This window comes from Bombilactobacillus sp. ESL1094 (assembly GCF_058107425.1).
The window spans coordinates 1,592,592-1,616,461 of the sequence record NZ_JBYLUM010000001.1 but is presented as its reverse complement, the minus strand read 5'-3'; the positions used below and the strand labels follow the sequence as shown (position 1 = coordinate 1,616,461).

Genomic DNA, 23,870 nt, shown 5'->3' with positions numbered 1-23,870 from the left:
AATCACTCATTTTTGTCAACGCTTTCTTTGAAGCTTACACCAAAACGCAGTTGTCTTTTGTCCGCTTTATTTTTCAGAATTTCTTTCCTCGCTAGCAATTATAACTACTCTTTGATGCAACTAATTTACTTACCAATCTTGCGCGTTGGTGTCAGAGACAACGATAATTTAATCGTTTGTGCTGTCGTTTGCGAAATTCCTAGTTTCATCAAATCTTCGACAGGAGCATCCTTAATTTTTTTAACTGAACCATAGTTTTTCAATAATTTAATCCGCGTTTTTGGCCCCACACCCTTAATACTTTCTAATTGTGAAGACAGCGCATTTTTGCTATGCGTTTGGCGGTGATAGGTAATAACAAAACGGTGCACTTCGTCTTGAATCCGTTGCAACAAATAAAAGCCTTGGCTTTTGCGATCTAACGGTACCACAGCCCCGTCCTCACCAGTAATCAGATGTGACGTACTATGATGGTCGTCTTTAACCATGCCTGCCACCGGAATGTGAATCCCTAATTCATTATGCAAAACATCTAAAATTACGCGTAGTTCGATCAAGCCCCCGTCCATCAAAATTAAATTCGGCAAGGGCTTATGTTCTTTTAATAACCGTGAATACCGACGATAAATCACTTCCCGCGTATTAGCAGCTTCATCCGCTCCATTATGTTGTTCTAAAATATCTTTAATTTTATACTTGCGATAATTGGACTTAACCGGCTTACCATCAACAAAGCTCACCATGGCCGAAACCGCATCAGCACCTTGAATATGCGAATGGTCAAAGGACTCAATCACATGCCCATACGGTAAACTTAAAGCATCAAAAATTTGCTTTTGAGCCCCAACTGTTTGGCGATTATCTAATTCTAATAGCCGAAACTTTTCTTCCAATGACAATTTAGCATTGTCTTTAGCCATTACCAACAAATCACGTTTGGTCCCCCGTTGTGGAGTCCGAAAAGGGACATGCAAAATTTCTGTCAATGAAGCTTGATCGATTTCTTTCGGAACTAAAATTTCACGCGGTAACACATTATTTTTCCGATTATAAAATTGTAAAATAAACGTTGCCAATTCTTCCTCAGGCGTATTAATGCAAGGGAAAATTCGTTTTTCACGTTTCATTAAGCGAGCTTGGCGAATGAAAAAGACTTGAATAGAAATCCAGCCTTTATCAACATAAAAGTTGAATAAATCACGCGGTGTATGATCATTCGAAATAATTTTTTGCTTTTCCACGGTCTGTTCAATATAGTGGATTTGATCGCGTAATTCCGCTGCCCGTTCAAATTTTAAATCAGCCGCCGCGGTGTTCATTTTTTGTGTTAATTGCTTTTTGATGGTCCCGACATTACCATTCAAAAAACTTTTAATTTTTTTGATTTGCTGTTCATATTTTTGCGTTGGTACTTCTTGAAAGCAGGCTCCCAAACACTGTCCCATATGGTAATATAAACACGGCCGGCCTTGATAACCACTACACCGTCTTAAAGGATACACTTTCTGTAAAAAATTCAGGGTTTCTTCTGCCGCATACACGTTCGGATAAGGGCCAAAATAAAAACCACCATCTTTTTTGACTTGACCAGTGATAATCATCTGGGGGTTGCGTTCATTAGTAATTTTAATATATGGATACCCAGTCCCCTTCTTTAATTTAATATTAAAGTAGGGCTGATGCTTTTGAATTAAAGTAATTTCCAGTAAAAAAGCTTCCTTATCAGTTGACGTCACAATCGTTTCAAAATCGCGGATTTCACTGACTAACTTAGCCGTTTTGCCTTCATGCGAACTTTTAAAATAAGATCGAACCCGATTTTTTAAATTTTTGGCTTTACCTACATAAATAATTTTCGCATTAATATCTTTCATCAAATAACAGCCCGGTCGATCTGGCAATAATGCTAGTTTATGCTCTAAATATTCTGTCGCCATTTTTTATCTCCTAATTGCGTCAACTATTGTTTATATTTTAACCCGTGTTTAACAAAATACCAATTGATTTACCAAATCTGAGTTTCAACAATAAATAGCTGAAATATGCTATACTGACAGAGTAATTAACCTAGTTAAAGAAGGTGAAATTGTGGGTCTAACTGTCAAACAAGAAAATAATTTTGAAAGTTTATTTGATAAATTTGCTTCTTTACCAGATGAAACTCAAAAAAATCTAGATGCCGTTAAACAAACCGAAAACAAATTGAAACAGGCTAAAGATCACAAGAAAAAATAATTAATAAAAATGAGGTCGAAATCAAAGTTCTAGCACTCAATTGCCAAATGACTTTGAATTCAACCTCTATTTTTTTACTATTGCATTAATTATTTAGCATAACCTTCAGGGTGTCTTTGTAACCAACGCCAAGCGGAATCAATAATAGTATCAATATCCGTATACTGGGACTTCCAACCTAAAATGGTTTGAATTTTACTACTATCAGCTACTAAAGAATCTGGATCACCACCACGGCGGGGCGCATCCATAGCTTTGATATTCACACCGGTAACTTTGCGCGCTGCCTCGACGATTTCCTTAACAGTGAAACCTTGTTTAGAACCAATGTTAAAGTAGTCACTTTGACCACCTTGCCGTAAATATTTGAGACCTAAGTAATGAGCTTGAACTAAGTCTAAGACATGTACATAATCGCGCACATTATAACCATCACGAGTTTGATAATCATTACCGCACATATCGACATGATCACGTTGGCCTAAAGCAGCTTGCAATACAATCGGAATCAAATGTGTTTCCGGATGATGATCTTCACCCAAGTCACCATCTAACCGGGCCCCTGCCACATTAAAGTACCGAAAAGCTAACCACTGAATGTCATATGCCGCGCCGTCCCAGCGCATGATTTGTTCCATCATCAATTTCGTTAGTCCATAAGGATTAATGGGATCTTTGGGGTCATCTTCTTTAATTGGAACTTGCTTTGGCGTACCATAAACCGCGGCTGAAGATGAAAAGATCAACTTTTTAACTTGATGGTCATTCATCACGTGAATCAGATTAATTAGACCGACTACATTGTTATCAAAATAGTCATTAGGCTTTTCAATTGATTCGGGTACTTGAATATAAGCACAGAAATGAAAAACTGCTTCAATATCTTGTTCTGTAAAAACTTGCTCCAAAAAGTCCCGGTCACGAATATCGCCTTGATAGAATGGCACACTGGCCGGAACCGCATCACGATGACCGCGGCTTAAATTATCGACCACGACCACGTCCTCTTGCTCTTGCACCAATAAGTCTACCATGTGTGAGCCAATGTAACCCGCACCACCTAAAACTAAAACTGCCATTGTCAAACCTCCATTGAGAAAACGTCTATTATTTCATTTAATTTTATTATAATCACTTCCCAGAATGAATACCAATTAATTCCAGTTTCATACCAAAAGCCTATCAGTTTAGGATTTAACAGAAGATATTGACTCTACATAACTAAAAATCCTCGAAATTAAGTTTCATTTCGGGGATTTTTAATTTCTACGAATCTGACCAATTATTTCGTACAACTAACATCATTTGACCAAACACCCAACCCTAATTGGCAATATTGTCAATCTTTTCCAAACGCGTTTGAGGAGGTTGTTGCTCCTTAGATAAGTCAATAATTGGCACACTATTATCAATCACACCAGAATTATCACCAATTAATTGAATCGTACCAGCAGCGTCTTGGATTAAACGGTTATTGGTATCTAAGAATTCTTTCGAATAACCTTTAACTAAGAAGTTCCCTAAGCTAGTTTCAACGTGGTCGTTAAAATCAATTAAATCCGCACTGGAGTTAACAATCGTTAAATTAAAACTAACTTCCAGTCCACAAGTTGCTTGCACTTTTGAATAAACGCCGACCCCATCATCAAAATTTAGTAAAATTGTTAGTTTGGAATTATCTGCATACTGTTGTAACCTTTTCTGAACAGACTGATCAAGCTTTACAAACATCCTGCAACCTCCTTGTAGTTTTCTAACTAGAATGGCGTTATTATAACACCATAATTACTTTAAGACTGGTGGGAGGCCTTCAAAAATGAACTATGAACAGCAACTGAGCACATTAAAGCAAATGCTCTTAACTGCACGCAAGACCGTTTTAATTACAGGTGCAGGTTTATCAACTGCTAGCGGTTATCCTGATTTAAACGCCATGAACCAGCTAGCTTTGCACAATCCAATTGCTTGCGTACCTTTAATGGAACTTTTGACGAACCGGTTTGCTCAGCAGCAGCCTCAAACGTTTTATCAATTATACCGCTTGACCCATTTTCGTCCCGCTAGTCAACCTAGCATTGCTCACCAAATTATTAATCAATTAACTGAACAACAGTATTTTCAAGGTATTATCACTTATAACTTAGATCATCTACACGCTTTAGCTGGGACGCAAAACGTCGTTGAATATTGGGGCAGTATTAATGAAAACTATTGTGTCAAACAGCATCACCTTTTTGATCTGAACTTCATCCAACAACACACTGTCCCCTATTGTCCCATTGATCATTCACTAATTTTACCGGTTTTTGTTTTACGGAATATGGTGGCAATCAAAAAACGCGTCTTAGCCGGAAACAAATTAATCCAAACAGCCGATTTAATTCTTGCTTTAGGAACAAAATTGGGACACGGCTTACCCGCTAATCAAGCTCAATTAGTCGTTTTAAATGATCAACCTATTAATGTCCCACAACAGATCCATCTCTTCATCAATGGTTCACTTGACCAGATTTTAACTGATTTAAAAGCCAGTTTATAAATTATTAAGCCCCACCATAAAAAAACTAGAACCACTTTGCCAGTTAGTTCTAGTTTTTTTTAAATATACTAATATCAGTTAACAATGATCTGCAATCCAAGTCCAAACTTCATCGCGGCCTGCTTTGGTCATTGAGCTAAATAATTGTAATGAATCACGTTGATTCAAGTCTAACGTATGGTTAACTAGTGAGACCGTTTTATTCCATTGATTGCGTTTAACCTTATCCATCTTCGTGGCCACTACCAATGTCGGAATTTTATAGTAACTGACGAATTGATACATAGAAACATCATCTGCACTGGGCGCCCGGCGACCATCTACTAGAATAATCATTCCCCGTAATTGTTTGCGCGTGGTCAAATATTCTTCAATCATTGCGCCAAACGCCGCCCGCTTTTGTTTGGAAACTTTCGCATAACCATAACCGGGAACATCAACCAGGTATAACTGCTGATTAATTCCGTAAAAATTCAAAGTTTGCGTTTTACCGGGAGTACTAGAAGTACGTGCAAAATTTTTCCGTTGAATTAAAGTATTAATTAAGGATGATTTGCCAACGTTAGAGCGCCCCGCCAAGGCAATTTCAGGCCAACCATCAGTAGGATACTGACTAGCACTCACGGCACTTAAGTCCATAGTAACATCTTTAATCTGCATTAGTTTAGGCAACCTTACCTTTACTATCATATAGTGAAGGCTTTTGTGAACCTTCAACTGACTTTTTCGTAACCACCACGCGCTTAATATCGTCCCGACTAGGCACTTCATACATCGTATCCATCAAAGTGGCTTCAATAATTGATCTTAAGCCCCGCGCACCAGTATTGCGCTTCAAAGCTAAATCGGCCATTGCTTCTAAAGCATTTTGATTAAACTCTAGCTTGACATCATTTAAAGCAAATAAGCGTTGATATTGCTTAACTAGGGCATTCTTAGGTTGGGTTAAGATTTGAACTAAATCATTCCGGGTTAATTGATCCAAAGTCGTAATAACTGGAATCCGGCCAATAAATTCAGGAATAATCCCAAACTTCATTAAATCTTCCGGAATAACTTGACTCATTAACTGGGCTGAATCATCGACATTTACTTGTTGACTATTGTCCATGCCAAAGCCAATCGTTTTTTCACCCAGGCGATTTTTAATAATTTCTTCAATGCCGTCAAAAGCCCCACCAACAATGAACAAAATATTGCGCGTATTAATTTGAATCATTTCTTGTTGTGGATGTTTCCGACCGCCCTGTGGTGGAACATTAGCAATTGTACCTTCTAAAATCTTTAATAAAGCTTGCTGCACTCCTTCACCAGAAACATCACGGGTAATGGAAACATTCTCGCTTTTTTTCGCAACTTTATCAATTTCATCAATATAAATAATGCCGTGTTCGGCTTTGTCGACATCAAAATCCGCATTTTGCAATAACTTCAACAAAATATTTTCAACATCTTCACCAACATAGCCCGCTTCTGTTAACGTAGTAGCGTCAGCAATAGCAAAAGGAACTTGTAAAATTTTGGCTAAAGTTTGTGCTAAATAAGTTTTACCAGAACCTGTTGGTCCGATTAACGCAATATTACTTTTTTGCATTTCTACGGCTTGATCGTCATCTTTAACTTGACTATTGACACGTAAATAATGGTTATAAACTGCCACTGCCAAATTTTTCTTAGCTTGTTGTTGACCAATGACATATTGATCCAAAATGGCCATAATTTCTTTGGGTGCAGGTAAATCCGTAATTTCGAGAGTTTCTTCTTCATCGACTGCATCATCAATAATTTGTTTACATAAATCAACACATTCATTACAAATATAAACTCCAGGACCAGCAACAATTCGTTGGACTTGGTCTTGGGACTTACCACAAAACGAGCAAACAATTGCCCCGTTATCACTGGTACTATCAAACATAAAATTATTTCCTCCCAATTTCAGTCTCAAGCTATCTTTTTTGCAATAAAAAGCTTAGCATAGACCTTAAGAAAAGTAAAAAAAGAAACTTTTACTCTTCTTAATTATACACGAAAGTAGGGAGCACAGATATGAATAAGGTTGGAATTATTGGACAAGGTCATGTTGGAGCCACGACGGCATTAGTAATGGCGCAAAGAGGACAAGTCGGCAAATTAGTTTTGGTCGATAAGAATATGAAAAAGGCTCAGTCAGAGCAATTGGACTTACAAGATCAAATTGCATTATTACCTAACGACATGACAATTGAAATTCAAGATTATCAAGCCGAGAATTGGTCTCAGTTAAGCGATTTAGATGCGTTAGTTTTTTGTCCTGGTAAAATCTCAGCTTTACTAGATCATGGTGGCGAGCGGGACTATGAACTAGGTTTAACTAGTCAGATGGTTCATGAAATTGCACCTAAAATTAAAGCCTCCGGTTTCAATGGTGTCATCGTCACAATCACCAATCCTTGCGATGTGATCGCCAAGTTATTACAAGAAGAAACTGGTTTAGCGCCACAGAAAATTATTGGTACGGGTATCGGTTTGGAAACTGCGCGGATGCACCGGGTAGTTGGCAAAGCCACTAATCATAATCCTCATGATGTTAGCGGTTACGTTTTAGGAGAACACGGGGACACATTATTTGTCGCTTGGTCTAGTGTCAAGGTTGCTGGTCAAACGCTTGACAATTGGACGTTAGATTTACCACAACTAACCCATGACACAGCCAACGGTGGTTATGAAATCTTCTTTGGCAAAGAATATACTAACAACGGTATTGCCACGATTGTTAATCAGATTATCGAAGCTGTCTTGACTGACGCTCAGGTTGCGATGCCCGTTAGTTCTTATGACGCACACAATGGAATTTATATTGGACAAGTTGCCGTAGTCGGCCAAACCGGCGTTAGCGCCATCGTTCCGGTGCCTTTAGATGCAACTGAACAACAAGCTTATCAAAAATCAGTAACTGCCATTAAAGCTAATTATGCTAAAGTTGCAAAGTAAATAGCTACTGATAATAATTAGTCAATAGTCAATAAAAAAAGCATCTTTCAATTCCTCCACAAAAATTCTGGGAAATGAAAAATGCTTTTTATTTGATCAAAATGATTATTTTTGTACTGCAGAGTCAGTCATTAAATCAACGACCTTCTTGATTGCAATGTCATGGTCAAGCATTTCTTCAGACAAAGCATTCTTGACAGCATCTTCTTGCATACCATAATCAGCTGCTAATTCTTTAACTTCTTGATCACGTTCTTCAGCCGTAATTTCAATATTTTCAGCTTTAACAATAGCTTCTAATAATAAGTTAGTCTTAACGCGCTTTTCAGCATCTTGACTAAATTGCTTCTTTAGATCATCTTCAGTGGTACCAGTCATTTGATAATACATTTGGGGATTAATACCCTGACGTTGCATGTTGCCCAAGTATTGATCAATTTGATTTTGAACATCAGTATCAATCATTGCTTGCGGAATTGCTTCGAAGGTTGCATTATCAATAGCTTTATCAACAGCTTCAGTTTCAATTGCATCTTCAGCCATTTGTTTCCGTTGCTTTTTCAAACGATCTTCAATCTTAGTTTTCAATTCTGCCAAAGTATCAACGTCTTCATCAACGTCTTTCGCAAAATCGTCATCTAATTTTGGTAATTCTTTGGTTTTAATTTCATGAATTGTCGTTTGGAAATGAGCCTCTTTACCCGCTAAATCTTTAGCTTGGTAGTCTTCTGGGAAAGTAACTTTGACATCCACTTCATCGCCACTTTCATGATCAATTAATTGATCTTCAAAGCCTGGAATGAAAGAATTCGAACCTAATTCTAATGAATAATTTTCGGCACTGCCACCATCAAAAGCTTTGCCATCAACTGTTCCTTTATAATCAATCACAACAGTATCACCTTTTTGTGATTTGCCGGATTCTTTCAAGACCAATTCAGCTTGTTGTTTTTGCAAACGTTCTAAATCTTTGTCAACATCCTCAGCAGAAACCGTAGTATCTTGCTTCTTAACTTCTAAACCTTTATAGTCACCCAAAGTTACTTCTGGTTCTACAGCGACGGTTGCAGAAATTTTCCAAGGTTGATCAGCTTCCATGCTATCAATTGAAATTTCTGGTTGGCCAACAGGTTTAATTTCAGTTTCATCAATTGCTTGAGAATATGCCATTGGTAAAACGGCATTTAAAGCATCTTGATATAATGCTTCTTCACCATACATTTGATCAAAGACCACACGTGGCACTTTACCCTTCCGAAAACCCGGAATATTTAAAGTTTTGCGTACACGTTTAAATGCGGTATCTAATCCTTGTTTAATTGTCTCTTGATCAATTTCAAAAGTTAATTTGCCATCTTGATCTTTTTCTTTCGTCCATTCAGCTTTAGCAGCCATAATATCCCTCCGGTACTAATTATCTCATACTTTATCCATCTTACCCTAAATAAAATAACTTGTAAATGTTCCAAAGCGTTATTAGACCAAAATTTATGTACAAAAAAAGTCTGGCGCACCAGACTTTTAGTTGCCATGAAAATTAGTCTAAAATTTCAGTAACAACACCGGCACCAACAGTACGTCCACCTTCACGGACAGTAAACTTAGTACCTTTTTCGATAGCAACTGGAGCAATTAAGTCAACTTCAAAAGTTACATTATCACCAGGCATAACCATTTCAACGCCATCAGGTAATTCAATAACACCAGTAACATCAGTTGTATGGAAATAGAATTGTGGACGATAGTTAGAGAAGAATGGAGTATGACGTCCACCTTCTTCTTTAGTTAAGATGTAGACTTCACCCTTAAACTTGTTATGAGTTTGGATGGAACCTGGCTTAGCCAAAACTTGACCACGTTCGATTTGATCACGGTTGATACCACGTAACAAGACACCAACGTTATCGCCGGCTTCACCTAAATCAAGCGTCTTACGGAACATTTCCAAACCAGTAACTGTTGAATGACCATCTTCATCATGCAAGCCAACAATGTCAACTTCATCACCGATCTTAACTTCGCCACGGTCAATACGACCAGAAGCAACAGTACCACGACCAGTAATTGTGAAGACATCTTCAACAGGCATCAAGAATGGCTTGTCATTACTACGTTGAGGTGTAGGAATGTAGTCATCAATCGTATCCATTAACTTTTCAATGACCTTAACTTGTTCAGGGTCACCTTCCAAAGCCTTCAAAGCGGATCCACGGATAACTGGAATGTCATCCCCAGGATAATCGTATTCGGATAATAATTCCCGAACTTCCATTTCAACTAAGTCAACTAATTCATCATCGTCAACTAAGTCAGTCTTGTTTAAGAAGACTACGATGTAGTCAACACCAACTTGGTGAGCTAACAAGATATGTTCACGAGTCTGAGGCATTGGGCCATCAGTTGCAGCAACAACCAAAATTGCGCCGTCCATTTGAGCAGCACCAGTGATCATGTTTTTAACGTAGTCAGCATGTCCTGGGGCATCAATATGAGCGTAATGACGCTTTTCAGTTTCATATTCAACGTGAGCAGTGTTGATTGTAATCCCACGTTCTTTTTCTTCTGGAGCCTTGTCAATATCAGAATAATCTTCAGCTTTAGCTAAACCTTTATCAGCCAAAACTTTAGTAATTGCAGCTGTTAAAGTTGTTTTACCGTGGTCAACGTGACCGATTGTACCGATATTTACATGGGGCTTAGTTCTTTCATAATGTTCTTTTTCTGCCATGAAAAGAAACCTCCTGTTTGTCATCTGAATTATCTTCACAAAAAAATATAAAGAGTATTGCAAAGACAACTCTTTATGCAAGAATTATACTACTTTTGGTTCCAAAAACAAAGCGATACCGACCAAAAATATACTCTTAGTAGTATACAAACTGAGTTATCAAATGTAAACCAATTTTCTAAATTAATTGAATAAACTTAATAATTCATCTAATTTATCCAACCACTTATCTACTTTAACAGCTTTTGCTGGTTTTTCAAGTGATTGGGTATTTTTTTCATTCTCCCAGCGAGATTTGATCCGCTGCAACCATAAATCTGGATCGCAAATAATCTGATCCGTAAACGGATATAACATTGCCGCTAATAAATTGGTTTCATCCTTTAAACGATTATCCACTAGCTGTTTTTGCCAACTAACTAAACTATTCAATTGATAAATTAACGGGGTTTTTGCTGGCAAAAACTTTTTGTCAGTACCATAAAAATTAATTTTAACGAGATGTTGAATTTGTAACTTGACTAAATCTTCCGTCAAGCCCGCTTTCAATAACGGATGCAAATAAGGGTTTTGCAAAAGCACTTGACTGCTTTGTTCAAAATCCCAACTCGTTAAACAATGTAATTGTAAAATCAAATTAGATTGTTGCATTAAAGGCAAGGTTACAATGGATAAAATCTGCTGTTTTAACTGTTTAATTTCAGCTAAATGTCGTTGATAGTAACGCTGTTGATGTTGGTCAATTACTGTTTGTAACTTTTTTTTAATAGAATTTAAATCCGACGGCGCTTGTAATAATAATTGTTGGGCCTGAAGGAAATTATTGATTCCAATCAAAACATCAATCACCAAGGCTAAATTCGATGCCGTAGTTAAAAAAAGCTCTACATCAGGCTGAAGTAATTGCCAAGCCAATTGATCCTGTTGGGCTTGATGTCTTGCTTTAACTAACGCCAATTGGACGGAAAAGCTCGGTTGGAGTAGATAAGCCTGATCTAACGATTCCGCAGCGGCTAAATAATTCTTTGTTCGTTGATATTCTTGGGCTGCTTGTAATAGAGCTTGATAGCTTTTTTCTTCCAAGTTTGATTACCTCTAGCTAGATAGTAAAAAAGTCAAATTACTAAACAATAAGCTTCTTTAGCATTTGACTTCTTTACACATAACTTCATTAATTATTGATGACTATGCTGCGCTTTACGATGCCGATTTTGGTTAACTTCCATGATAACTGGCAAGATAACTGGATGACTCTTAGTTTGTTCCCATAAATAATGATTCAAGTCTTCACGAACGTCTTGTTTCAGTTCCGACCAATCAAAATCTTTATGCAATAAGTTATGTTCTACTGCTCGCACAACCACCTCGCGACTGCCAGCCAGTAATTCCGGCTTTTCTTCCAAACCAGCAAAACCACGGCCTGTAATCTGTGGCTGAGACATAATTTTCTTTTTCTTGCGATCAATAGTTACTACAGCAATAAAGACACCATCTTGGGACAATAATTGCCGATCGCGCAAAACAATGGTTCCAATATCACCAATGCCCACACCATCAATCATAGTATCACCAGCAGTTACTGCTTGAGCTAAATGAAACTGTTGTTTTTCATAACTTAAAACATCACCATTTTTTAAAACAAAGACATGATCTTGATCTAATCCGGTTTCTAAAGCAATATGCAAATGCGCATCCAAATTACGGTATTCACCCTGAATCGGAACTACATTTTGAGGTCGTAAAATATTAATCATCAACTGCAAATCACTTTTGGCAGCATGTCCCGAGGTATACAACCCCGAGTCACTTAAACTTTTAACTTCACCGCCCGCACGAAAAATCAAGTCCCGCGTTTTGGCAACCGTCGTTTCCATTGCATGTGATGGTGTCGTCGTTAGAAAGACTAAATCGCCCTCTTCAATATGGTAAAAATGATGATGACTAGTAGCCATTTTTTGTAAAATCTTGATTGGTTCGCCCATGCGGCCAGTTTCAATAATGACAACTTGATTTTTGGGTAATTTTTCAGCTTGACGCGCACTGACTAATAAACCATCTGGCACCGTCAAATAATTTAACTTAATCGCCGTCCGTACAATTTTTGATGCACTTTGACCTGTCAACACCACTTTGCGCTGCGTCTTCTGCGCAGCATTAAAGATTTGTTGCATCCGTAAAATATTAGAAGCGACCGAAGCGACAATTATCCGCCCCGTTTGGTATTCAAAAGTTTCCCAAATATAATTATAGATATCCCGCTCATCCGCTGCTGGATAAGGTGATTCGGCATTAGCCGAATCACTTAATAAGGCTAAAACTGGTTCTCGACCAATATCGGCCAAACGCTGATAATCAGTTTGATAAATTGAATCTGCTGATTGATCAAATTTAAAATCACCCGTATAAACCACTTGACCAACTGGTGTCCGAACCACTACTCCCAAAGAATCAGGAATCGAATGCGTTGTTTTGAAAAAGGAAATACTCAATTGCTCAAAATCAATCGCCGTTTGCGCGTCAATTACTTGAAAATTATTAAATTTACGACTATTTTTATTATTTTTAATTGCAATTTTGGCCAACTCAATTGTCAATTTGGAACCAAAAACGGGAATATCATAGTCTCCGACTAAATAAGGTAAAGCTCCAATTGCATCAGCATGACCATGTGTTAAAAAGACCCCGACTACTTTATCGATATTCTCTTGAATGTAAGTAAAATCTGGAATCACCACATCAATTCCCAATAATTCATTTTCCGGATATTGTAATCCACAATCTAAAATAACAATTTCATCCCCGTATTCAACGGCATACATATTTTTTCCGTTTTCTCGTAAGCCACTTAACGGAATTATTTTTAAATTTGCCAAATATCTCACCCTTCTGCTGTTAAGTATTTCAAAATCTTGCAAGATCTTGCTGTCACTTCGTGACTACCTGAATGCGTTTGTCTCATTGTAGCACAACTCTCTAATTTTTTATACAAAACACCAATCTGGAATTGACTTATCACTGTAAAATTTCAAAATTTGACTGGGGGATTGTCAGCAAAGAATTCTCAAATCCAAACCACAAAAAAACTGTTCGAATAAATTCGAACAGTTCCTTAAATTTTGGATAATTATTAACGACGTAAGCCTAAACTTTGAATCAAATTACGGTAACGATTAATATCGCTCTTCCGTAAGTAAGCTAATAAATTACGACGATGACCGATCTTCTTTAACAAACCAACATAAGAATGATGATCCTTCTTGTTGATCTTCAAATGATCGTTCAAATTGTTAATTTCATAAGTTAAAATTGCAATTTGGACTTCTGGAGAACCAGTATCGCCTGCTTTACGACCGTACTTTTCAATTAATTCTTGTTTCTTTGCTTTAGTTATTGCCATGTCAAAAACCACCTTCATAAAATTAATTCAGCTAAACTGTGCTTGCGCCGGTGTCACAACAAACAAAGCATAGCTAATACATAGTTGAATATAACTTAAGCTGTCGAAAAAATCAAGAATTTATTTCAGAATGATTGCAAATCGAAGCTGATTTTAGTATACTTTTAGGGTATTGGGATGGTCACGGAGGTGAATTGAACATGCCACAAATTAAATCAGCTATTAAGCGTGTACGGACATCTGCCAAAGCAAATGAACGTAATACTGCTCAACGTAGTGCAATGCGTTCTACTATTAAGAAGTTTGAAACTGCTGCTGCTAATGGCGCTGAAGATACTCAAGAATTATATCGTCAAGCTGCACGTGCCATTGATATGGCTAAGTCCAAGGGCTTAATTAAACAAAACAAAGCTGCACGTGATAAATCACGTTTGGCCGCTAAAATTAAATAATTAACCCTAAAAAAGACGGACCTTAGCCCGTCTTTTTATTTGTAATGAACGCAATCATGAACAATTCAAATAATTGCGTTTTATTGGCCTGACCTGTCTTCATTTGATAGTCCATTTCGATTAAGTCGGAAAGGGCTTTTTTTAATTGTCCTAAATCGTAATTTTTAATTCGCTGTAACGCTAATTTCACTCGATAAGGATGAATCTGTAAAAACTGTGCCAATTTTCCTTGTGACATTCCCTGACCAGCCAAAATCTTCACTTGCAACAATACCCGAATTTGACTTTGAGCTAATGCTGTCAACAAAATTGGATCATTATTTAGGATCAACAATTGTTGGTATAAATTTTCAGCTTGCCGTAAATTATGCTGTAAAATGGCATCTAACAAATCAAAAACATTATCATCCAAAGACTGGGGCACTAATTGTTGCACCATAGCTAAATCAATAATTTTTTGCTTTTGCGCATATAAAAACAATTTCTTTAATTCTGAATTGGCGAGTGAATAGTCCCCTTTGGTTCGTTGAATTAATGCTGTTAAAGCCGCCGGCACAATCGTAAAGCCTTGAGCCGTAATCTGTTTTTGCAGAGTACTTTGTAAAGACTGAGTGGTTAATTTTTGCACATCGATTACTTGTGCTTTTTGCTTCAATACTTTCGTAATTTTTTTACGCTGATCTAATTTTTCATATGGCGCAAAAATCACAAAAATAGTTGTTGATTGTGGATCTTGTACATAGTCTATGAGTGCTGCCACATTTTGCTCAATTCCCGTTTTATTTTTATTACCACTCAAAAAGATTGGATTAGTAACTAGTACCAAACGATGCTCACCTAGAAAGGGTAAAGTATTAGCTTCACCAACAGCTTCTTGCACATCGACTTGCTCTAAATCAAATTCCGCCACATTTAACTCTTGTTCTTCCGGCGTCAAATATTGCACAAAAATTTGTCGTACTTGTTGCATCAGTTCACTTTCAGAACCCACGACTAAATACAAGGGTGCGATTTGTTGTTGCTTTAATGATTGTTGTAATTCATTGACTTTCATTTAATTCTTTCCTTGAAAAAACTCGCCATTTCTCCTGGTGGTCATAATTGTAATTCCAAGTAATCATACCATGTTTTGCTGTACTTAAATTAGGAATGTGCAATTTTTTGAGTGTCCGTAGTGTTTCCGGACTAGGATGACCATAACGATTATGGCGCCCGACAGAGATTAATACTAATTTTGGTTTAATTTGTTGTAAAAAGCGTTGAGAACTGGCTGTTTTACTACCATGATGCCCCGCCTTTAAAAAATCAATTCTAGGAGCATGTTGCTTAAATAATTTTAATTCGTGGGCACGATCTAAATCACCCGTAAAAAGCCATTTCTTGCCCTGTAAACTCACTATTAAACTCAGTGAATCTTCGTTTTTTCCATTAGATAAATGTGGAGGCCAGACCACTTGCATAAAATCTTGATGGGGTAATAAAATTTGATCATGGACATGTAATCTAACAATTGCAATTTTATGCATAAACGGTTGTAATTGCCGTACAACTGCCGGTATTTTTTGCATCCCGTCTGCTAAATAAACATGCTTAACCGGAAAATTTTGTAATAAAACTTTCAAATCACCAATATGATCAGCATCTTGATGTGATAAAAACACCCCATCCAAATGCGTAATAGCTCGATACCGCAAGTATGGAATGGTAATAGATTGAACCCGATTATTAGTCGAATGATAGTGACCAAAATTTAATTTTCCACCAGTATCAATCAAATAGGTGCGTTTTAAAAAAGGCGTCGTAATTAAAATACTATCGCCCTGTCCCACGTCTATCAAACTAACTTCACCGGTCATTGGATAGCGGTTAAACAAAATAATGCAACAATAACCAATCAGCAAGCCTAATAAAACTGTTTTGGTGGGATGTTGAGCGATAACTAAGGTCATAAATAACAGCAGTAATAAAACTACCAGATTAATTTTACCAACCGTCACTTGCGACCAGGAAGCATGGGCTAATACTTGAATTGGCGCATAAATCAAAGTAAACAAAGATTCCAGCGGAGTAATCAACCAATTAGCTTGCCTTAAAAAAACACTAATTAAAGTTAGCGGGATAATCATTTTTTCAAAGATCGGTGTCAAACATAAATTAGCTAAAAACGTTAACCAGCTAAAACTGTAATTATGAAAAATTAAAATTGGTAAACTCAATAAATTCATCAGCAATGATTGTTGCCACACCGTTTTCTGTTGCAAGACAATTAAGCCATAAGCTAATAAATAACTCAATTGTCCTGCCAATGTCCACAGGACTTGTGGCATCAAAAAACTATGAATAATCAAAGTCCCCGCAAAGATATCATTGCGGGATAAATACCAACGATATTTCTCATTTAACATTTTTAAAATTTGGCTGATACAAGCTCGCCAAACACCTATACCACTACCGGTTAATACAACAATCGCTGGTAAGCTGACTAAAATTAGCCAATCAACATACTCTTTACGAAGTTTACAAGCCCCTGCCAATTGGCTGATCCAATTAACCAATAAGTAAATATGCAACCCCGAAATACTAAAGATATGAATAATACCTAAGTTTGTTAATCCTTGCCGCAAATCTTGCTCTTGATTATCAAATTGTCCCAATAACAAACTACTAGCATTTAAACGTAACCAATGTGGTAAATGGTACACTTGTAACAACAAGCGATAACGCCAAATGTGTAACCACTCAATTATTCCCCGGGGAGCTCGTAACTTGATTTGAACATGTTGAGCGGTAGCTTGATAATAAATCTTTTGCGTTCGTTCATATTTTTGAAAATCAAATTCTCCTGGATTAGTGGCGGGCTTGATTTTTTGCCAAACAAAATCTCCCTGTAGGATAATAATTTGGGGGGATTTCACTTGAAAATTACTATTGATTCCAACATTAACTTTCTGTGAACCATTAATTTGTCCTTGACCATACAACCAATTAGTTCGGTTGGTAACTTGATCAGGATAAACTGTAATGACATGAGTTTGTGGTTGAGCAATATGCGGTTGTTGACCGATTATCCACCCCAGCACTCCCATCACCGTTAGCAGCACTAAAACTGAATATTTTTGATGGCGTAAGACAATGCCAATCACACCGATACCTAAAATCAGCCACCAAACATTCTGAGTGATTACAAAAGCAATGGTTAATTGTAAAAAAAGAGCTCCAAATAAATACCAACCTCGTTCAAACACACAATTGATCCTTCAAATTGTCCACGGTCTTTTCACCAAATCCTTTGACATTAGTCAGATCTTCCACTTTAGTAAAACTACCATGATCTTGCCGATACTGAATAATTGCCTGTGCTTTTTTCGGTCCTAAACCATTAACTTGCTGCAATTCTTCAGCCGTTGCAGAATTTAAATTAACACTTGCATTGGCTGTCGTAGTCGCGGTTGTGGCAGCGGCATTCGCATTCGGTGCAGCTGTGGTTTGATCTGGGACAATGACTTGACTTTGATCATGCAATTTTTGAGCTTGATTAATACCCTTGAGATTAGCATTAGCCGTGGGACCCCCGGCATGTTGAATAGCATCATAAATCCGCGCCGATGCCAATAAATGATAAACTCCCGGCTTATTCACTTCACCTTGCACATCAACAACAATCGTCGTTGGAGATTTTTTAGGAGTAGATTTAACCATGGTTGTCTGTTGCACTGTTGGCGGATCATTTTTCGTCGGTATTAAGGAACTGGGCCAAAATTTCCACAATACTACTGCCAAAATTATTAGTCCTCCAACTAACAACTGCCAATAAGCTACTAACCAATTTTTTATTTTCTGCATTCTTCATCACCCAATTTTAATTACAAAAAAAACGCCCCTTTTTTTCTAAGGATGCGTTTTTAAATAATGAATGGCCTGTTTTAAATTAGAGATTGGTACAACCTTCATCGAAGAATGCAACTTTTGAGCCGTTTTTTTAGCCAATTGATAATTACTTTGGTAATGTGCATCAAGTTTTAATTTAGCTGGCGTTACTGGATCACGTGGTGCCAAAAAGATCTTAGCACCTTTGCGGTTAGCTGCCACCACCTTTTTATCAATCCCGCCAATCGGCCCCACTTGACCTTGTGGCGTAATAGTTCCCGTGCCAGCTACTATTTGCCCTTGGGTCAAATTTTGTTGAGTTAATTGCTCGTAAATTTGCAACGTAAACATCAGTCCTGCCGATGGTCCCCCAACAGAACCAGCGTTAATTTTCACCTGAGGATTAGTTTGAACTTGAACTTTATCAACTAATTGAATCCCTAAACCAGATTTCTTTTCATGTGGCAAACGCATCAGTTTTTGATGTGCTGTTTGGATTCTGCCTCGGTGTTGATAAGTAACTGCTACTTTCTCAGTGGCTTTTTTACGTTGAAGATAATGCATTAATCCCTGAGAACTTTGAAAAGCCCGGCCATTAACTTTAGTAATGACATCACCCACGTGTAAAGAATGCTGAAAATGGGAGTTTTTTAAAACTGACAAAACATAAACACCTTGATAGCGTTGCTTAACCGGCCGATGAATTTCTTTAAAGGCGGCAGCAATGGCATTATTACTGGCATTTCTCATATAATACTTCTGCATTTGCGCATATTCAGTTGTATTATCGTTAGCCATTAAATCTTGTTGACTCAAGACCTCATGATAAGGTAAAACGTGCGCTATTAGCCAAGTGATAGGCGTCGCCTGCATCACTTGTACTGTCGTAAATAATAACGGTGACGACTTGCTATGATGATTAACGGTGATCACCTGATCAGTATGACTAGCTGAGCCGGGAGACTCAATAAAAGCGGGCAAGGGCCAAAAAAATAGTAACATTAATAATCCCACAACTATCAACGTTATTAACCAATGTTTAGCTTTCATTGTTGAGACTGCAACTTCTGCGTTAATGCTTTGGCTACGACCTCGGGAACCAAACCATCCACTTGCCCACCGTAAGCAATCACTTCCTTAACCATACTGGAAGATAAATACATATACTGGGGTTTAGCTACTAAATAAATTGTTTCTAAATCAGCATTTTGCAATTGATTAATTTGTTGCATTGAAATCTCATAATTTAAATCATCCGCTGTGCGCAAGCCGCGCACCAACCAATGTGCTTGTAATTGTTGCGCAACCGTGGCTAATAACTGATCAGCAGCCAATTGTACATGAACATTATCTAACTGTAAGGAAGCAACCGCTTGGTTTAATAACGTTAATTTTTCTGTAAAGGAAAAAGTATATTTTTTACTCGTATTATTTAAAATCACTACATATAACTGATCCAATAAACGGCTCGCACGCGTGATAATATCTAAATGACCATTAGTTACAGGGTCAAAACTACCAGCATAAACACCAATTTTTTTCACCATTTCCGTTATTACCTCTTTAATTTAATTGCCATACTTGAACATAGGTCTGATTATATTGCTTGTCTGCAATGACTGTAAATTGCTGCAAATCAGGTGGTTGTAAAGCATAATCCGTTTCAATCACAATAAGGGCTCCCGATGACATTAAGCCTAATTGCATCGCTTGTTGAACTAATTTTACAGTAACGTGTTGTGCATAAGGTGGGTCGAGGAGTAACAGATCTAGTTGGACTTGTTTTTGTTGTAAAGCTGTTAAAGCCTTTTCTGCGGTCATTTTTAGCAATTGAAACTGAGGTTCAGCATGTGTTTTCAAAACATTAGCTTGAATGGTTTGCTGAGCTTGCCTGCTAGAATCGACTAAATACATTTGTTCGACCCCTCTGGAAACAGCTTCAATTCCCAAAGATCCCGTGCCGGCAAACAAATCACAACCAGTAGTAACAGCGGATAAATATGGCGCCAAAATATTAAACATGGCTTCTTTAACTTTTGCCCCCGTTGGCCGCGTATTACGCCCTTTAACCGGTAATAAATTTAACCCGTGGAAAGTTCCGGCGATCACTCGCATTACTCGTTACCCCCATTATTATTTATCCGTTTATCTTGTTCTTCCGGAATTAATAAACTAGCCACGTTCCCAATCTTATCATCAAAATCCGTTTCTAAATCTTGCCGGGGTGACAATTCAATTTTGGTAACAAATGATAACTTTTCAATGACCTTAATTTGACTCTGGAGATTAGCTTGATCTAAATACATGATGGCATAATTCATTTTAAAGGACACATATATTACTGTCCCAAAACGGCGCAATCTCTTACTAGGATGACTATTAGACATCCAGACAATAATTTCCTGTCGTGGTGTTAATTTCATTAATTCATCAACCTACTTTCTCTAGCTTAGCGGTTCTTTTAAGATTTAAAGAAACATTTAAACAAATTCCAATACAAATTGACAACACTAATTGGCTAGAACCACCATAACTAATGAACGGTAGCGTCACACCTGTAATGGGCAATAAACCTACAACGCCACCAACATTAAACGAAGTTTGTACAAACAACAAGGTAGCAATGCCATAACATAACAATGTCCAATAAGCATTGGTGGAATGCAACCCTAAATAAACAATACGGGCAATTAAAATAAAGAGTAATCCTAAAACTAAAATCACACCAACCACACCCAGTTCCTCACTAATAATTGCAAGAATAAAATCGGTATATGGTTCAGGTAGATAACCCAACTTTTGAATACTATTACCCAGGCCGCGACCAAACAGACCACCATTATTAATCGCATAATAAGAATTAACCAATTGAATCCCGCCTGTTTTTTCTAACTCAAATGGATGGAAAAAAGCCATTAACCGTTTCAACTTATAAGACGAGTTAGCGCCAACGACTAATTGATGCTTAAACCAAAAATAAGCAATCACAAATAACGCCACTAATATCAAGATTACGGACACAACATATTTCATATCAACGCCTGAACTAAATGTCAGTAAAAAAACAATGGATGCTAAAATAGCCGCGCCCCCAAGATCTGGTTGTAAGAGCGTCAGTAAAATAATCAAGCCCGATAACAAAATGGGAGGAAATAATTCTTGCAACATTGGAACTAAATTTTGTTGGCGAATTCTTAAAGTGCGAGCACTCAAAACTTTAGCCAAGTACAAAATCAAAGCTAATTTAGCCAATTCCAACGGTTGCAAATTAATCGGTCCGATTTTAATCCAAGCTGACGCACCATTAATCATCGAAGTTGGTCGAAAATGTTTTCGTAGTAATAAATAAATTAACAGTACTGTGACACCAATTAAAAAAATTTGTACAAAGAACCGACTTTTTAACAAATCAATTTTAAATAAATAAAATAATAAACATAAACAGAATCCGATTATTACATAAATTAATTGCCGCTTTAAATAAACTAAGTTGGTCATTCCTTGCAAAACTGCTGCATTAGAACTAGCTGAATAGACCATGATTACCCCTAAAGCTGAAAGAACAATAAAGGGAATTAAAATCCAATAATCCAAATTTTTCAATTTAACCTTCAATAATCTACTGTCACTCTTTTCTTAGTTTTTTTTATTATATCATTTTTAAAACGATTTATTCTGATATATAAAAAGCAATCTTTCAATCAAATTGGATCGAAAGATTGCCTGAATTACAAATAAAAAATAATCAATTAATTACTTGTTGATGTTCAGCTCATAGCAGTTAAAGTTTTAGTCTTTAACAACTTTCCGCTTTTTATCAGCTTTTTTACGTTCGTTAGTATTTAAAATCTTTTTCCGCAAGCGAATACTTTGTGGAGTAACTTCACAATATTCATCTTCATTCAAAAATTCGATGGACTGTTCCAAAGACATCTTCTTTGGTGTTTTAATAGCAGCAGCATGATCCTTACCAGATGCCCGCGTATTCGTCAAATTTTTACCCTTAGTAACATTAACCGCAATATCTTGATCCCGACTACTTTGACCAACAATCATTCCTTCGTAGACATCAACACCAGCACCAATAAATAACTGGCCCCGATCTTCCACAGATTGTAAACTATAAGTCGTTGATGGACCTTGATTAATGGAAACTAAAGCGCCACTGCGCCGGCCTGGTTCCCAGTTTTTAATAACTGGAAGATATGAATCAAAAGCGTGGTTCATAATACCGTAGCCACCCGTTTGAGATAAAAATTCAGAAGAGTAACCAATTAAACCACGTGAAGGTGTTAAGAAAGTTAACCGTGTTTGACCATTACCGGTACTTTCCATATTTTTCATTTCACCTTTACGTTGAGCCATTGAATCAATAATTGTTCCAACATATTCATCTGGAGTATCAATTTGCACTAATTCAAACGGTTCACAAACTTTGCCATCAACTTCTTCATAAATAACTTCCGGTCGAGATAACTGCAGTTCAAAGCCTTCACGCCGCATTTCTTCAACTAAAATGGACAAATGTAGTTCTCCACGGCCCGAAACAATCCAAGCACCTGCAGTACCAGCATCTTCAACCTTTAAAGAAACGTCGGTTTGCAATTGTTGTTCCAAACGGTCTTGAATTTTCCGAGCAGTTACCAAATCACCTTCACGACCAGCAAATGGTGAATCATTCGCCAAGAAGGTCATTCTCAAGGTTGGTGGATCAATCCGTAAAATTGGTAAAGCATCAGGATGATCTACTGGCGTAACCGTTTCACCAACAAAGATATCTTCCATACCCGATAGGCCAATTAAATCACCGGCTTGCGCTTCTTGGATTTCAACGCGTTTTAACCCAAAGAAACCAAAAATTTTCGTTACCCGAAAGTTTTGTTTTGAACCATCAAGCTTCAAAACAGAAACTTGATCACCAATTTTAATCTTACCACGAAAGACACGACCAATGCCGACACGACCAACATAATCATTATAGTCTAACATCGCAACTTGAAATTGTAAGGGTTCATCACTGTTATCAACAGGAGCGGGAATCGTCTTTAAAATAGTATCAAAAACTGGCTTCATTGTATGCTCTTGTGCTTCAGGATCAGAGTCATAACTAGAAGTTCCATTAACAGCTGAAGCATAGACTACTGGAAATTCCAATTGATCTTCATCAGCACCCAAATCAATAAACAATGATAAAACTTCGTCCACTACTTCTTCCGGACGGGCACCAGGACGGTCAATCTTATTGATCACAACAATGGGTGTTAAATGTTGATCTAAAGCTTTTTTCAACACAAAGCGAGTTTGTGGCATGGTACCTTCATAAGCATCAACAACCAACAAAACACCATCAACCATTTTCATAATCCGTTCGACTTCGCCACCAAAATCGGCGTGTCCCGGAGTATCCAAAATATTAATTTGCGTTCCTTGATATTTAACAGCAGTATTCTTAGATAAAATTGTAATTCCACGTTCTTTTTCAATGGCATTGGAATCCATTGCCCGATCGCCTAATTCCATATGTTCAGGCAATGTATCTGATTGTTTTAAAAGTTCATTAACTAATGTTGTTTTTCCATGATCGACGTGAGCAATAATAGCAATATTGCGAATATCTTCTCTTGTTTTCAAAACTTAGCTTCCTTCCATTGGATCTCAGTGTATAAAAAAGCTGTGATA

Annotated in this window: 23 protein-coding genes; 4 read left to right on the top strand and 19 right to left on the bottom strand. The window is 37.3% G+C overall.

The features are described 5' to 3' along the window. Nucleotides 1-125: 125 nt before the first annotated feature. Nucleotides 126-1,937, bottom strand: coding sequence for an excinuclease ABC subunit UvrC (gene uvrC, locus AC3B5S_RS07680; protein ID WP_489790309.1), 1,812 nt, complete (start codon nt 1,935-1,937; stop codon nt 126-128). A 151-nt stretch (nt 1,938-2,088) separates the two neighbouring features. Here uvrC and AC3B5S_RS07675 point away from each other — a divergent pair, with 151 nt between their 5' ends. Then, entirely contained in the window at nt 2,089-2,235 is a 147-nt protein-coding gene (locus tag AC3B5S_RS07675) for an SPJ_0845 family protein (protein WP_489757872.1), read from the top strand. 89 nt (nt 2,236-2,324) lie between these two features. Here the strand turns inward: AC3B5S_RS07675 and galE are convergent, their stop codons facing one another. After that, nucleotides 2,325-3,314 (bottom strand): UDP-glucose 4-epimerase GalE, encoded by a 990-nt coding sequence (gene galE / locus AC3B5S_RS07670; protein WP_489790308.1) that lies wholly within the window; start codon nt 3,312-3,314, stop codon nt 2,325-2,327. A 244-nt stretch (nt 3,315-3,558) separates the two neighbouring features. Continuing rightward, the gene (locus AC3B5S_RS07665) at nt 3,559-3,966 is read right to left on the bottom strand and encodes an iron-sulfur cluster biosynthesis family protein (RefSeq protein WP_489757870.1); all 408 of its coding nucleotides are present in this window, start codon (nt 3,964-3,966) and stop codon (nt 3,559-3,561) included. Between the two features lie 85 nt (nt 3,967-4,051). Here AC3B5S_RS07665 and AC3B5S_RS07660 point away from each other — a divergent pair, with 85 nt between their 5' ends. Further along, nucleotides 4,052-4,774 (top strand): SIR2 family NAD-dependent protein deacylase, encoded by a 723-nt coding sequence (locus AC3B5S_RS07660; protein WP_489757869.1) that lies wholly within the window; start codon nt 4,052-4,054, stop codon nt 4,772-4,774. A gap of 78 nt (nt 4,775-4,852) precedes the next feature. Here AC3B5S_RS07660 and yihA read toward each other — a convergent pair whose 3' ends face one another. Further along, on the bottom strand, nt 4,853-5,434 hold the full coding sequence (gene yihA, locus AC3B5S_RS07655; RefSeq protein WP_489757868.1) for a ribosome biogenesis GTP-binding protein YihA/YsxC: 582 nt from the start codon (nt 5,432-5,434) through the stop codon (nt 4,853-4,855). Between the two features lie 4 nt (nt 5,435-5,438). Further along, on the bottom strand, nt 5,439-6,692 hold the full coding sequence (gene clpX / locus AC3B5S_RS07650) for an ATP-dependent Clp protease ATP-binding subunit ClpX (protein ID WP_489757867.1): 1,254 nt from the start codon (nt 6,690-6,692) through the stop codon (nt 5,439-5,441). Between the two features lie 131 nt (nt 6,693-6,823). Between clpX and AC3B5S_RS07645 the strand changes: the two genes are divergently transcribed. Then, complete coding sequence (locus tag AC3B5S_RS07645) at nt 6,824-7,747, top strand: lactate/malate family dehydrogenase (RefSeq protein WP_489757866.1); 924 nt, start codon at nt 6,824-6,826, stop codon at nt 7,745-7,747. 105 nt (nt 7,748-7,852) lie between these two features. Here AC3B5S_RS07645 and tig read toward each other — a convergent pair whose 3' ends face one another. From tig to rpsO, 5 genes are all read right to left on the bottom strand, one after another. Then, nucleotides 7,853-9,142 (bottom strand): trigger factor, encoded by a 1,290-nt coding sequence (tig, locus tag AC3B5S_RS07640; protein WP_489757865.1) that lies wholly within the window; start codon nt 9,140-9,142, stop codon nt 7,853-7,855. Between the two features lie 142 nt (nt 9,143-9,284). Next, nucleotides 9,285-10,475, bottom strand: a complete 1,191-nt coding sequence (tuf, locus tag AC3B5S_RS07635; RefSeq protein ID WP_489757864.1) for an elongation factor Tu — start codon at nt 10,473-10,475, stop codon at nt 9,285-9,287. Nucleotides 10,476-10,658: 183 nt separating this feature from the next. Then, nucleotides 10,659-11,558 (bottom strand): hypothetical protein, encoded by a 900-nt coding sequence (locus AC3B5S_RS07630; RefSeq protein WP_489757863.1) that lies wholly within the window; start codon nt 11,556-11,558, stop codon nt 10,659-10,661. Nucleotides 11,559-11,650: 92 nt separating this feature from the next. Then, on the bottom strand, nt 11,651-13,348 hold the full coding sequence (locus AC3B5S_RS07625; RefSeq protein WP_489757862.1) for a ribonuclease J: 1,698 nt from the start codon (nt 13,346-13,348) through the stop codon (nt 11,651-11,653). A 254-nt stretch (nt 13,349-13,602) separates the two neighbouring features. Beyond that, nucleotides 13,603-13,872 carry a 30S ribosomal protein S15 gene (gene rpsO / locus AC3B5S_RS07620; protein WP_489757861.1) on the bottom strand — a complete coding sequence of 90 codons (270 nt, stop codon included), beginning with the start codon at nt 13,870-13,872 and terminating at the stop codon, nt 13,603-13,605. 200 nt (nt 13,873-14,072) lie between these two features. Here rpsO and rpsT point away from each other — a divergent pair, with 200 nt between their 5' ends. After that, on the top strand, nt 14,073-14,324 hold the full coding sequence (gene rpsT / locus AC3B5S_RS07615; RefSeq protein ID WP_489757860.1) for a 30S ribosomal protein S20: 252 nt from the start codon (nt 14,073-14,075) through the stop codon (nt 14,322-14,324). 22 nt (nt 14,325-14,346) lie between these two features. Here rpsT and holA read toward each other — a convergent pair whose 3' ends face one another. The 9 genes from holA to typA all read right to left on the bottom strand — a co-directional run bounded on the left by holA (nt 14,347) and on the right by typA (nt 23,822). Next, entirely contained in the window at nt 14,347-15,378 is a 1,032-nt protein-coding gene (holA, locus tag AC3B5S_RS07610) for a DNA polymerase III subunit delta (protein ID WP_489769718.1), read from the bottom strand. Continuing rightward, entirely contained in the window at nt 15,365-17,569 is a 2,205-nt protein-coding gene (locus AC3B5S_RS07605) for a DNA internalization-related competence protein ComEC/Rec2 (protein WP_489769717.1), read from the bottom strand. The genes holA and AC3B5S_RS07605 overlap by 14 nt, the downstream gene beginning before the upstream one ends. Next, complete coding sequence (locus AC3B5S_RS07600) at nt 17,562-18,167, bottom strand: ComEA family DNA-binding protein (protein ID WP_489790307.1); 606 nt, start codon at nt 18,165-18,167, stop codon at nt 17,562-17,564. Before AC3B5S_RS07600 ends, AC3B5S_RS07605 begins: the two co-directional genes overlap by 8 nt. 45 nt (nt 18,168-18,212) lie before the next feature. After that, nucleotides 18,213-19,241, bottom strand: coding sequence for a SepM family pheromone-processing serine protease (locus AC3B5S_RS07595; protein WP_489790306.1), 1,029 nt, complete (start codon nt 19,239-19,241; stop codon nt 18,213-18,215). Next, on the bottom strand, nt 19,238-19,738 hold the full coding sequence (gene coaD, locus AC3B5S_RS07590; RefSeq protein ID WP_489757855.1) for a pantetheine-phosphate adenylyltransferase: 501 nt from the start codon (nt 19,736-19,738) through the stop codon (nt 19,238-19,240). The genes AC3B5S_RS07595 and coaD overlap by 4 nt, the downstream gene beginning before the upstream one ends. 16 nt (nt 19,739-19,754) lie before the next feature. Further along, the gene (rsmD, locus tag AC3B5S_RS07585) at nt 19,755-20,306 is read right to left on the bottom strand and encodes a 16S rRNA (guanine(966)-N(2))-methyltransferase RsmD (protein ID WP_489790305.1); all 552 of its coding nucleotides are present in this window, start codon (nt 20,304-20,306) and stop codon (nt 19,755-19,757) included. Continuing rightward, entirely contained in the window at nt 20,306-20,614 is a 309-nt protein-coding gene (locus AC3B5S_RS07580; RefSeq protein WP_489757853.1) for a YlbG family protein, read from the bottom strand. The genes rsmD and AC3B5S_RS07580 overlap by 1 nt, the downstream gene beginning before the upstream one ends. 7 nt (nt 20,615-20,621) lie before the next feature. Further along, the gene (locus AC3B5S_RS07575) at nt 20,622-21,794 is read right to left on the bottom strand and encodes an FtsW/RodA/SpoVE family cell cycle protein (protein ID WP_489775289.1); all 1,173 of its coding nucleotides are present in this window, start codon (nt 21,792-21,794) and stop codon (nt 20,622-20,624) included. Between the two features lie 186 nt (nt 21,795-21,980). Then, a complete protein-coding gene (typA, locus tag AC3B5S_RS07570) occupies nt 21,981-23,822 on the bottom strand; it encodes a translational GTPase TypA (protein WP_489757851.1) in 1,842 nt (613 codons plus the stop codon). Nucleotides 23,823-23,870: the final 48 nt, after the last annotated feature.

Coding starts and splice junctions, on each gene's coding strand:
- uvrC (WP_489790309.1), bottom strand. CDS start 1,937: ATGGCGACAGAATATTTAGAGCATAAACTAGCATTATTGCCAGATCGA.
- galE (WP_489790308.1), bottom strand. CDS start 3,314: ATGGCAGTTTTAGTTTTAGGTGGTGCGGGTTACATTGGCTCACACATG.
- AC3B5S_RS07665 (WP_489757870.1), bottom strand. CDS start 3,966: ATGTTTGTAAAGCTTGATCAGTCTGTTCAGAAAAGGTTACAACAGTAT.
- AC3B5S_RS07660 (WP_489757869.1), top strand. CDS start 4,052: ATGAACTATGAACAGCAACTGAGCACATTAAAGCAAATGCTCTTAACT.
- yihA (WP_489757868.1), bottom strand. CDS start 5,434: ATGCAGATTAAAGATGTTACTATGGACTTAAGTGCCGTGAGTGCTAGT.
- clpX (WP_489757867.1), bottom strand. CDS start 6,692: ATGTTTGATAGTACCAGTGATAACGGGGCAATTGTTTGCTCGTTTTGT.
- AC3B5S_RS07645 (WP_489757866.1), top strand. CDS start 6,824: ATGAATAAGGTTGGAATTATTGGACAAGGTCATGTTGGAGCCACGACG.
- tig (WP_489757865.1), bottom strand. CDS start 9,142: ATGGCTGCTAAAGCTGAATGGACGAAAGAAAAAGATCAAGATGGCAAA.
- tuf (WP_489757864.1), bottom strand. CDS start 10,475: ATGGCAGAAAAAGAACATTATGAAAGAACTAAGCCCCATGTAAATATC.
- rpsO (WP_489757861.1), bottom strand. CDS start 13,872: ATGGCAATAACTAAAGCAAAGAAACAAGAATTAATTGAAAAGTACGGT.
- rpsT (WP_489757860.1), top strand. CDS start 14,073: ATGCCACAAATTAAATCAGCTATTAAGCGTGTACGGACATCTGCCAAA.
- holA (WP_489769718.1), bottom strand. CDS start 15,378: ATGAAAGTCAATGAATTACAACAATCATTAAAGCAACAACAAATCGCA.
- AC3B5S_RS07600 (WP_489790307.1), bottom strand. CDS start 18,167: ATGCAGAAAATAAAAAATTGGTTAGTAGCTTATTGGCAGTTGTTAGTT.
- AC3B5S_RS07595 (WP_489790306.1), bottom strand. CDS start 19,241: ATGAAAGCTAAACATTGGTTAATAACGTTGATAGTTGTGGGATTATTA.
- coaD (WP_489757855.1), bottom strand. CDS start 19,738: ATGGTGAAAAAAATTGGTGTTTATGCTGGTAGTTTTGACCCTGTAACT.
- rsmD (WP_489790305.1), bottom strand. CDS start 20,306: ATGCGAGTGATCGCCGGAACTTTCCACGGGTTAAATTTATTACCGGTT.
- AC3B5S_RS07580 (WP_489757853.1), bottom strand. CDS start 20,614: ATGAAATTAACACCACGACAGGAAATTATTGTCTGGATGTCTAATAGT.